The following is an 11,363-nucleotide window of genomic DNA, read 5'->3' as shown; positions in this document are numbered from 1 at the left end:
TTTTTGCTAATTGGATTTTTCTTGAGGTGGCAAAGGATCGATGGCTGCCCTCCCAGCCTCTTGGTTTTCTATCTGTTTATGGAAAAGCAAAATTCTGTCTCCCGAATAAGCAACTTCATATTCATAACCTTCAGCTAACATCTGTTCGGAAGTTAAAATTTGAAAGGAATCCACATTCCATACTTCCATCATCGCCGGCAAATCTTGCGCGAGCTTTGCTAGCACCTTTTGTTGCTTGATCTGATAATTGCTTACGGGTTTGGTAGGAAGGTTTATAAATCCAGCTACACTTGCTTCTGTGGAGGGCAAACTTAATGCTTGAGTCTCTTTGTGAGCTTAGGCTGAGATCAAAGCCCGATCAGCCGATTCCTTATAGCAATTAAGCCAAAAGATGGGCAGAGTTTATCGACAGGAAAAGAGACAAAAGGTGAAGATTGCTGTAATTATGATGTCTAAAAACTAATTTAGATAGCCATAAAGAAGGATGCACTGTCTTTTATTAAGATATAACCTAAAAGGCACTCACAAGATAGCTTATTACACAGCCTTTTAATCCAATAAGGTTGCTCTGCAAGACATAATCAAAGCTGCAGGTAATCGGCTCTAGACAATTAAGAAAGGTTCTAAAGCTTATAAAGGAAAAATCAGGCTGGACTCTTTAAGGTAATTTAGCTTATAGGCTAGTACCACGAACGCCTCTTTAGGATCAAAGCAGCTTTTTAAAGATTTGTGGCATTCTACAAAAAATAAAGCATGCAAACTTTTTAGGAGCATGAAGTCTACGCTTATAGGGACTTAATAAAAAAAATTGCCTGCCAACAACAGGCATTTTTTTTAAGAACTATGAAAACTTTTACCAATGAAAAAAGCCGCCAAAAATACGACTTAGATCATTAATGGTCAAATATAGAAACATGCCGATTAGGAGGATAGCAAAAGGTAAAACTAATTTTTCTAACATCTTAGAACTAATTTTTCTCCCTGTAAGCATTTCCATAAAGGACATTACGATTGTTCCTCCATCTAAGACAGGAACGGGCAAGAGATTTAAGATTCCTAGATTAAGACTAATCGCTCCTATCCAAAATAAAGCGTCTTGCATGCTAATCATCCAGCTATCATGCACCACTTGCACGATACCAATCGGGCCACTCATCCACTTAGGATTAAGCGCTCCGGTAAATAAAGCTTTTAGAGTACGCCAAATCTCATCGAAAACGCTCATAAACATTTGAGTGGGGGCAGGATTATAATTAACTTTGGCATCTTGAGCAGCAGGAAGCCCAAGCATCAATTCTTTTTCTTTAACAGTAAAATGTTGCATAGCACGTGCCCTTAGCTCAGGATCTTCAACAGCTTCTATTTGCTTTTTTTCCTGAAGGGTTTCTGCTGCTAGCCACGCCTGTTTTTCAGGTGATAAGAAAATTTGACTACGAGTTTTAGGTTCGAGAGGATTTAAAAGAACAAATTCACCGGATTGTTGCAAGGGATTTAAAGCAGCTATCCCATCAATAATCTTTTGTAAATCCTGCCAATGCAGCTTTTGATCAAAAGCCTTATCGGCCTCTTGCCAAGAAAGAGGAGTAGGAGCTTTAAGCTCTCTTTGCACGATAAGGGTTACTCTTTTTGATTGCAATTGTTTCAATAATTCAGCAGAACTCTTAATAGGAGTATTATGAATAGCAAGAATTTTATCGCCAGGCTGTAAAGCGGCTTCAAGAAATGAAAAAGGAACGGGAGGAAATGCTTCCTCTTCTTTTTCCTTATCAATAAATTTAAGAGAATTTTCTACTACAGCTTGATTAGTTAAATTGTAAGGTAGGACGTAAAGATCTTGTAATTTTAGGTGGTTTAACTCCACCGCATACTGCCAATCGGTTAACTCATCTTTTATATGGGTATCAAACCGCAACTCTTGCACGGGAACGCGGAGCGCTCTAGCTAATAAGCGCTTATCCCCTCTTTGCACCACTAATAAGACCCGATCATCATTCAGCATGCTACTAAGCTGCATGGAGGAAAAGATCAATTCTCCATCTGCCCACACAATACGATCGCCATATTGAATTCCGCTTCCTTGTAAAGGCGAACCATCAGGTAAAGGATTTTCAGCTCCATTAGGTAGCCTATCGTAAAGGATATAATTGGCTGGTTGTAGAATGCCAGTAGTCAAAATTCCTTTTTCCATTGCCGCAGGATGAGGATAAGTCTTTACAGTAAACTTAAAAGGAGTTTTCACACCTGCGTCGTATGCCACCTTTTTTCCTTGTACCTGGATGGTATGAGCACCCATCATAGCCGCATACAAATGATCTTTAGAGCTTTGAAACTGTTTATTATCGTAAGAACTAAGCTCATCACCAGGGCGCACATTGTGTTTATAAAGTTCAGATTTAGGATCTATCCAGCCAATTTTAGAAGTGTACTCGCTAAAGTTTTTGTACCTTCCTCCACTCACCCAAAGTAGGCAAAAAACAAAAAATGCGAATAAAAGATTAACAAAGGGTCCCATAAAAGCTACTTTAATTCGCTCTATAGGACGTTTGCTAAAAAAGCTGTCAGGCGCCTCGTAAGAAGATTGATCTTTACCAAGATCTTGGCCTGCAATCTTGACATAGCCTCCAAAAAGGATCCAGCCAATCTGCCATTTAACTCCGTCGCGTATCCAAGAGAATATAGGCTTACCAAATCCGATAGCAAATGTTTCTACCCGCATGCCTACTCTGCGGGCCATATAATAATGACCTAGCTCGTGAATAAAAATCAAAAAACTCAGTGCAAGAACAGCAAGTATAATGTACAAAAAGCTAAAGATCATGAGCAATATAACCCTTTAATTTAACAAAAATGAATGATTAAGAAGACAAGAGTATGCCATAAAACAAAAGCTTTAGCAACACTAAAACTGCACGACCAGCCCGGTCAGATCAGATGAATTAAAAGCTGATTTCTTTGTAAATCAGTCTCTTTTAAATTTTAAGTTTTTATCGTTACTTAAGCTAGCTCTAATTAGAAATTAAGCACAAAGTAATTTACCATAAAAAGGGGTAAGTGAAGAATTTAACGTTAGGCTTTTCGTAAAACCAAAAGAATCTAAGGCGCATAATAAAATTTATTTCATCTTTTCTTTTCCTTAAGATAGCGTCGCAATCCTAGATGGCACCCTTTCATATAAAAAACCTATAAGCTTTGTTTTTAAGCCTTTTTAGCTTCTTCTCGCGCTATCTCATCGATAGTAAGCACATCTTCTAAAGTATCTACCTTGGATAAGGGATGAGCGTTCATCAATTTTTCTAATTTATTACTAATATCTTGCCAGCCAATTTCCTTGTTTAGAAAGCGGTTAACTAAAACCTCATTAGCAGCATTCATATAACAAGGTAAGCTACCTCCCTGACGTATGGCCTCAAATGCAAGGCCCAAACAAGGAAATTTTTTGAAATCAGGAGGATAGAATTGAAATTCGTGAATTCTTGTAAAATCAAATCTAGGCAACATTCCTTGATCGCGTTCTGGATAAGTCATGGCATATTGAATGGGAACAATCATGTTAGGCTCTCCCATTTGTGCCATTATTGATCCATCTGTAAATTCGATCATGCTATGTATCAAACTTTGAGGGTGAATGACAACCTCAATTTGCTCTATAGGTACGCTAAACAACCAATGCGCTTCTATCGCTTCTAATCCCTTATTCATCAATGTCGAACAATCAATCGTCACTTTAGGGCCCATATTCCAGGTAGGATGAGCCAATGCTTGCTCAACACTTATTTGAGCTAGCTGCTCGCTAGACCAAGTACGAAAAGGACCTCCTGAAGCGGTGAGAATCATGCGATCAATTTTTTTAGGATCTTCTCCATTCAAGCATTGGAAAAGAGCACTATGCTCACTATCAATAGGAAGTAAATGCACGCCATTCTTTTTAATTAATGACATGATAAGCTCTCCACCCGAAACTAAAGATTCTTTATTAGCTAATCCTACGTTTTTACCTGCTTGGATAGCAGCTACTGTAGGAGCTAATCCTTTCGTCCCCGTCATCGCAGAAATAACCATTTCCGCCTTTCCATGCGTAGCTACTGCTTGCAGACCTTCAAGACCTGCCACCACTTCTACCTCAGGAAGTTTCCTTTTTAGTTCCATCGCCATTTTTTCATCGTAGACACAGATTAACTCTGGATGAAACTCCCGAGCTTGCTGCTCTAGCAAATCAACATTAGATTTAGCGGCAAGAGCTACTATTCGAAATTTATCTTTCAAATGCCGGGCTACTTTCAATGTATTTAGACCAATTGAGCCTGTACTGCCCAAAATTGAGAGATTCTTCATGCTATCCTTTGTATTTGAAGGAAAAAGTATAGCTGAAAAATGAATAAAGTCAATGGCAGGCAAGCAAGCCGTAGACACATATCTAGTAGCCGAGTGAACAAAACTTCTTTTCATAAAAGTAATTTTTTCCTATACTACCCCCCATAGCTTCTCAAAATCTATCTCATGAGAAGGGGCACTTACCATTAATTAATAAGGAGAAAGGGAATCACATGCCCACAATTAACCAACTTGTACGGCAACCTCGTACACCTAAAAAAAGACGTAGCAAGTCTCCTGCTTTGCTAAAATGTCCACAAAGACGTGGCGTTTGCTTACAGGTAAAAACTAAAACACCTAAAAAGCCCAATTCAGCTCTTCGTAAAGTAGCATGGGTACGTTTATCAACCGGCCAAGAAGTAATCGCCTATATTGGTGGTGAAGGGCATAATCTGCAAGAACATAGCATTGTACTTGTTCGTGGTGGTCGTGTAAAAGACCTTCCCGGTGTACGTTATCATATCGTACGAGGAACATTAGACTGTGCAGCTGTACAGAATCGCAAAAAATCAAGATCGAAATATGGGGCAAAACGGCCCAAGTAACGCTAGAATATTCTCAATGAATATTTTGGCCCGTGGTTCGCGCTCTATAACTATTAAAAAGAACGCCAATCACGCGCAGGCTTATAGGATAATTTTCCTAAAATCCAGGTGAAGCATTCGATCTTCGATAAAGGCAGAAGCTTTAAAACTGCCAAGTATAAAAAAAATACATCAACGAAGAGGAAAAAATGTCAAGAAGACGTAGAGCAGAAAAAAGACACATTGACCCTGAACCACTTTATGGCAGCACTTTGCTTGCTAAGTTTATCAATAGGGTGATGATCGGCGGAAACAAATCTGTAGCTCGCAGAATAGTATATAATGCTTTAGAAAAATTTGCCAAGCGCATCAAAGCAGAAAACCCTTTAGAAGCTTTTGAGCAAGCCTTAGAAAACGCTAAGCCCGCCTTAGAGGTTAAATCCCGGCGTATTGGTGGTGCTACCTATCAAGTACCTATTGAAATTCCTACTAACCGCCGTATCGCAATGGCAATGGGATGGATTATCAATCACTCTCGCGCTAAAACTGGGCGCTCCATGGAAGATGGTCTATCTACTGAGTTAGCTGATTGCTTCCATAATCAAGGTACCACCATTAAAAAGAAAGACGACACCCATAGAATGGCTGAAGCTAACAAAGCTTTTGCTCATTATAAATGGTAACGAAGGAAAGAATTAATTATGGCTAGACCTGAGAAAGAACACATTAAAAATGTACGTAATATTGGTATCATGGCTCACATTGATGCCGGTAAAACTACAACAACAGAAAGAATTCTGTATTATACCGGCCGTACACATCGCATGGGTGAAGTGCACGAAGGCGCGGCTACCATGGACTGGATGGAGCAAGAGCAAGAGCGTGGCATTACGATTACTTCCGCTGCAACCACGGTTTTCTGGAAAGAGTGCAAAATTAATATTATCGATACTCCTGGACACGTGGATTTCACCATTGAAGTTGAACGTTCCTTGCGAGTTTTAGATGGTTCGGTAGCTGTATTTTGCTCAGTTTCTGGAGTAGAACCTCAGTCTGAAACAGTATGGCGTCAAGCAGACAAATACGGTGTCCCACGCATTGCGTTTGTTAACAAGATGGACCGTATCGGGGCGGACTTTTTCGATGCGATTAAAACCATGCGTGAAAAGCTTCACGCTAATGCGATCCCCGTTCACTGCCCTATCGGCGCAGAGTCGGAATTCAAAGGTATGGTTGATCTAGTCTGCATGAGAGCTTTTTTCTTCCACGATGAAACTTTAGGGGCTGACTGGGAAGAGGCAGACATTCCTGCAGATCTTCTGGAAAAATGCCAGCAATTGCGTTCAGAGTTATTGGATGAACTAGCCACTATAGATGAAAATAATGAAGAATTCATGACAAAAGTTTTGGAAAATCCCGACTCTTTAACAGTGGATGAAATCAATACAGTCATCCGTAAAGGTGTATGTACAAACAAATTTACTCCGGTACTATGCGGATCAGCTTTCAAAAACAAAGGCGTGCAGCACCTGCTTGACGCGGTTGTTAATTGGATGCCATCTCCTCTTGATCGTGGTCAAATTAAAGCCCATGATCTTAAAACCAATGAAGATATCTTTTTGAAACCCGAAGATAATGCACCTTTTGCTGCCTTAGCTTTTAAGATCATGACAGACCCTTACGTGGGCCGTTTAACTTACATTCGTATTTATAGCGGTACCTTAGTGAAAGGGATGAACTTAATTAACAGTACCAAAGATAGTAAAGAAAGAATCTCCCGTCTTTTAGAAATGCATGCCAACCAGCGTAAAGAGAAAGACGAATTTTATACAGGCGACATTGCAGCTTGTATTGGGTTAAAGAAAGCTAGCACAGGCGATACAATCTGTTCTCCTGAGCACCCTATCTTGCTCGAAAAAATGGAGTTTCCAGAATCTGTAATTTCTATGGCTATTGAGCCGAAATCTAAAGGAGACCGTGAAAAGCTAGCTCAGGCTCTTTCTTCTTTATCCGAAGAGGATCCTACTTTCCGAGTTTACACTAATGAAGAAACGGGTCAAACAATCATTGCAGGTATGGGCGAACTTCACCTTGAAATCTTACACGATCGTATGAAGCGTGAATTCAACGTAGAAGCTAGCGTCGGTAAACCGCAAGTTTCTTATAAGGAAACAATTACCTCAGCAGCTGCTAGCCAAACTAAATTTGTTAAACAATCCGGCGGTCGTGGTCAATATGCTCACGTCGAGCTAGAAATTGAACCAAACGAGAAAGGCAAGGGTAATGAAATTGTTAGCAAAATTGTAGGGGGATCGATTCCAAGAGAATATATACCTCCGACAATCAAAGGGATTGAAGAAGGCCTTGCTACGGGTGTGCTTGCTGGATACAATCTAGTAGATGTTAAAGTCTCTATTGTGTTTGGTTCCTACCATGATGTCGACTCTAACGAGATGGCCTTTAAAATTTGTGGTTCTATGGCTATTAAGGACGCTGCTAAAAAGGGTAAGCCGATTTTATTAGAGCCTATCATGAAAGTGGATGTGACTACCCCTGAACAATATATGGGCGATGTAATTGGCGATCTTAACCGTCGCCGTGGGCAGATTTTAGGCCAAGAAAACCATAAAGGTGCGGTCCTCATCCATGCTGAGGTTCCTCTTAGCGAAATGTTTGGTTACTCCACCTTGTTGCGCTCGCTATCCTCAGGACGTGCAACCTATGTGATGGAACCTAGCCACTTTGAAAAAGTGCCGGCAAAAATACAAGAAGAAATTATCAAGAAATAAGGTTTATCATCCTATGGCAAAACAACAAGAGAAACAAATAAAGCAAGAAAAGGTGCACAAGCCGGCGCGTCAAAAGATTCGTATTAGGCTTAAAGGATACGACCAACGTATCCTCGACCGTTCTACTGAAGATATTGTAGAAACAGCAAAGCGTACAGGTGCAGCAATAGCTGGTCCTATTCCTCTACCCACACGTATTGTAAAATTTACTGTTTTGCGCTCACCTAACATTGACCGCAAATCGCGTGAGCAATTTGAGATGCGCACGCACAAACGTCTTATTGACATCCTTAACCCCACCGGCAAAACTATCGACGCTCTTAAAACGTTGACCTTGCCAGCGGGCGTGGACATCAAAATTAAAGCGTAATTGTTTTTATGCTGTAGAGCTTAGCTTGGCTTAAGTTCTACAGCTTTTTCTCTCTTTCATAGTCTTTTGCTGACTTAAACAAAAAAGCTCCTTAGACAGTCCCCATTCTCTAAGCTCATAAGCTTAGATTATTCAAGCAGTATAAACACTCCTCCCTTTTCTACATTCTTTGCCCAATGAATGAAGTTCTTAGCTTAATTTATTTTTAATCTTGGATGGAGGTATACTTAAGGAAGCTGCCTAAAAACATATAGAGCAAATAAAGAGTATTATACCTTTTAAAGAAACTACGTCTGAATAACGGGAAAAGAAATTAGCCTTTTCCAAGCTGACTCTAGCCGTAAAAACAAGCTTTTTATTAAGTATATGATTACATAAAGAGTTGCTCAAAAGCGTATCATTTTTTTTATTTTATCAGTAAAAATCTTACGAGCTTTTCTTTCTGCTGCTAGAGCCTAGCAAGGCTTTAACTAGTAATAATTAATAAATAAAGCTGGAGAATCACTCTTTAAGCACTTAGAAATAACTTTTCCCTGAGAGACATATAGGATATAAGATAGCTGATCTACGGCGGAAGAAGAAAGAGAAGTGCGCTGGATATAAATATACTCTTGCAGGCCATTAGGCAAACGATTTACCTCATAGGGAGAGCCAAATTGAGCCTCAATAGTTGTTATAGAGGTGCCTGGTACTATTCCCTCAAAACCTGAAGTAGTCATTATAGGGGCCATACATCCAGTTAAAAAAAGCAACAACAAATTTAGGTAAATTTTTTCCATATTTTCCCCTCTATAATTGTTCGATATTGATCGGAAGAATTATATTCGGCACGCAGAAAATAATCCCCATTTTCCTGCAGCTCATAGACTTCAAAGCCTTCAAAGTCATTGCTTAGAGGATATTCCCAGGCTATAATTTTAGCATCTATTACCCCTTTACCATTTACGCTTCCAATAAGCTCATTTTCTAATCTGACGCTAAAAGAAGCGGGAGCCATTTCAAAAAAGGTCAATTGATTAGACACCTGTTCATCTACCCCATGTATTTCTACAGACTGCTGGCAGATGTAACCTATATTTTCCTTCTGCTTGTCTACTACCCATTTTGTATAAAAATGTAAGCTTTCGGGAGAAGTGCTAAAAGTTATTTTTCCCTCCCCTATCCAAACTCCTGGATGAAAAATAAAATGATGGGTTTGGTAATTAGTCATTAAAACATGAACCTCCGACTATAGATACTTTGTAAAATTCCTAGGGCCATCATAGTAGATAAAGTAGAAGATCCTCCATACGTAACCAGTACTAAAGGAACACCCGTAATGGGTAAAAAGCCACTCATCATACCAATGTTAACTAAAATGTGCATAGCCAGGTAAACTGTTATCCCTGCTGATAATAATCTACCAAAATGATCTTTAGCCACTACTGATACTTGAAAGCTAAAATAGATTAAAGCATAAAAAAGCATAAGCATAAGAAGCAAGCCTATAAAACCAAATTCTTCCCCAAAAGCAGGAAAAACTGAATCAGTATAAGCAGCAGGAAGCCAGCCACCGCTTGTATATTCGCTCTTCCTAAACCCTACTCCCGTTAGCCCTCCTATGCCGATAGCAATAGAAGCACTTTTTTGATGATGAGTATAAGGATTCAGCCGATCAAACTGATAATCTTTTAAAATAAGGCTTGCATAGGGCCTTAATTTTTCATGAGGAAGCACGCCCAAAAAAATTAGAGCGACTATAATTAGAACGATAGAAGCCACAAAGGTCATAGCTTTAATTATCTTGGGATGGATATCTCCGAAGTAAAACATGACAAGAGTGATAGGAAAAAGAACTAGCGCCGTCCCTAAATCAGGTTGCTTAAGGATTAGAATAAAAGGAATGCCTACGATAATCATGCTAAAGAAAGCTGTGCGAAAAGAATGGGAATCTGCTTTGGTTCTTTCTAAAAACCAGCTTAAAGTGATGACTACGATCAGCTTAGCATATTCCGACGGTTGAAAGCTAATATTAATAAATGGAAGGCGATACCAGCGATTGACACGCGCAATTGAATCTGTAAAAAATAAGCCAACTAAAGATAAGATCACTAGGGCATATAAAATCCATGCAAGCTCGCGCAATTTGTTGTAATCAAAACCTGCAAAAAAGATAAAAACAAACCCTCCTATCATAAACCATTGAATTTGCTGTCTAACCATAGGTGTAATAAGCCTTTCCTCTGTGATCTCTGCAGATCCTTCAAGAGAGTAAGCCGAGATGACAAGAAGGCTCATTACCATTAATCCTAATATTACAGGAATAATGCGAAAATCTATACGAGAAAGGTATTGGTAGTTCCACATAAATTTTATCTTAAGATAGGATATCAGCTATTCTATACGAGTGAGTCCTTTATATGAAAATCAATTGTCTTTATTTTAATACTTTAGATTCTACAAACAGTTGGTCTAAAAAGAATTACAAAAATTTTGATCCTACCTGCATAACTCTTGTTTTTGCTGATCACCAAACGATGGGTCGAGGACAATACCAGCGCCGCTGGCTCTCCCCTGCAGGTCAAAATATTTATGCTACCTTCACATTTTTTGTAGATAGCAGACAAACGTTTGTAGCTAATATTCCACAAGTTTTAGCTTTAGCTGCCCTGAAAACATTAAAAGAGTTGCGCCTTCAGCCCTGTTTGAAGTGGCCTAACGATATTTTAATAAACAAGAAAAAAATCGCTGGAATACTTTGCGAAACTATTACAGATAACTACCAGAGTGTTATCGTGACGGGGATTGGCATGAATGTTAATATGCCTTTAGAAATCACTAGCCAAATTGGTCAGCCAGCAACTTCGTTGTTCATAGAAACAGAGCAGACTTTTAAAACCTCTCAGATCTTAGACCTATTAAAAAATAATTTTATGCCCTTGCTCCATCTTTTTCTTGAAAAAGGGTTTCAGCCCTTGTTAGAAGATTTTAAACAAGGCATCCTTCATCAGCCAGGAGACGTTATTCGTATAAACAAACACGAGGGCACATTTGAAGAGATTGATAAGCAGGGAGCTCTAGTGCTACGATTGCCAAACGGTCGCATCCAAAAATTCTACGCCGGGGAACTTTTACTTCCTTGATAGAAATTGACTTAATTAATTTCTTAAGTGCTGCACTTAGCAAACTGTCATACCTTTTCTATGCACAAGATAAAAGTAAGTCAGCATTTTTTGTAGGATAAAGATGGAGGTTTTTACCACCCAATTGGTTAGGAAAAGAAAATTAGCATTTCCAAAGGTTTTAAAGGCATCACAACTTCTTTTATTC

General features: G+C 39.2%; 11 protein-coding genes. 5 read left to right on the top strand and 6 right to left on the bottom strand.

The genetic code is table 11. The features are described from left to right. Window positions 1-6: 6 nt before the first annotated feature. The 3 genes from DB41_RS01740 to DB41_RS01730 form a co-directional block, all read right to left on the bottom strand. Entirely contained in the window at window positions 7-309 is a 303-nt protein-coding gene (locus DB41_RS01740; RefSeq protein WP_039383660.1) for a hypothetical protein, read from the bottom strand. Window positions 310-853: 544 nt separating this feature from the next. Further along, window positions 854-2,818, bottom strand: a complete 1,965-nt coding sequence (locus tag DB41_RS01735) for a site-2 protease family protein (RefSeq protein WP_039383657.1) — start codon at window positions 2,816-2,818, stop codon at window positions 854-856. Between the two features lie 377 nt (window positions 2,819-3,195). Next, window positions 3,196-4,332 carry a 1-deoxy-D-xylulose-5-phosphate reductoisomerase gene (locus DB41_RS01730; RefSeq protein WP_039383663.1) on the bottom strand — a complete coding sequence of 379 codons (1,137 nt, stop codon included), beginning with the start codon at window positions 4,330-4,332 and terminating at the stop codon, window positions 3,196-3,198. 212 nt (window positions 4,333-4,544) lie between these two features. Here DB41_RS01730 and rpsL point away from each other — a divergent pair, with 212 nt between their 5' ends. The 4 genes from rpsL (at window position 4,545) to rpsJ (ending at window position 8,054) form a co-directional block, all read left to right on the top strand. Continuing rightward, entirely contained in the window at window positions 4,545-4,916 is a 372-nt protein-coding gene (gene rpsL / locus DB41_RS01725; protein ID WP_039383654.1) for a 30S ribosomal protein S12, read from the top strand. Between the two features lie 188 nt (window positions 4,917-5,104). After that, a complete protein-coding gene (gene rpsG / locus DB41_RS01720; RefSeq protein ID WP_039383652.1) occupies window positions 5,105-5,578 on the top strand; it encodes a 30S ribosomal protein S7 in 474 nt (157 codons plus the stop codon). 18 nt (window positions 5,579-5,596) lie between these two features. After that, a complete protein-coding gene (fusA, locus tag DB41_RS01715) occupies window positions 5,597-7,684 on the top strand; it encodes an elongation factor G (protein ID WP_039383650.1) in 2,088 nt (695 codons plus the stop codon). A gap of 13 nt (window positions 7,685-7,697) precedes the next feature. Then, window positions 7,698-8,054 (top strand): 30S ribosomal protein S10, encoded by a 357-nt coding sequence (gene rpsJ, locus DB41_RS01710; protein WP_042236533.1) that lies wholly within the window; start codon window positions 7,698-7,700, stop codon window positions 8,052-8,054. Window positions 8,055-8,524: 470 nt separating this feature from the next. On the opposite strand, the gene DB41_RS01705 is transcribed toward rpsJ, so the two are convergent. The 3 genes from DB41_RS01705 to DB41_RS01695 are packed head-to-tail and all read right to left on the bottom strand — an operon-like array spanning window position 8,525 to window position 10,400. Further along, window positions 8,525-8,785, bottom strand: coding sequence for a hypothetical protein (locus tag DB41_RS01705; protein WP_130589581.1), 261 nt, complete (start codon window positions 8,783-8,785; stop codon window positions 8,525-8,527). 29 nt (window positions 8,786-8,814) lie between these two features. Next, window positions 8,815-9,264 carry a hypothetical protein gene (locus DB41_RS01700; protein ID WP_039383646.1) on the bottom strand — a complete coding sequence of 150 codons (450 nt, stop codon included), beginning with the start codon at window positions 9,262-9,264 and terminating at the stop codon, window positions 8,815-8,817. Beyond that, window positions 9,264-10,400: an FtsW/RodA/SpoVE family cell cycle protein gene (locus DB41_RS01695; RefSeq protein ID WP_039383644.1), complete on the bottom strand. Its 1,137-nt coding sequence runs from the start codon at window positions 10,398-10,400 to the stop codon at window positions 9,264-9,266. Before DB41_RS01695 ends, DB41_RS01700 begins: the two co-directional genes overlap by 1 nt. A gap of 53 nt (window positions 10,401-10,453) precedes the next feature. On the opposite strand from DB41_RS01695, the gene DB41_RS01690 reads away from it, so the two are divergent. Beyond that, window positions 10,454-11,176: a biotin--[acetyl-CoA-carboxylase] ligase gene (locus DB41_RS01690; protein ID WP_039383642.1), complete on the top strand. Its 723-nt coding sequence runs from the start codon at window positions 10,454-10,456 to the stop codon at window positions 11,174-11,176. Window positions 11,177-11,363: the final 187 nt, after the last annotated feature.

Source organism: Neochlamydia sp. TUME1, assembly GCF_000813645.1.
Lineage (GTDB): Bacteria > Chlamydiota > Chlamydiia > Chlamydiales > Parachlamydiaceae > Neochlamydia.
The sequence above is the reverse complement of the archived record's forward strand: the minus strand, read 5'-3'. Positions and strand labels throughout refer to the sequence as shown.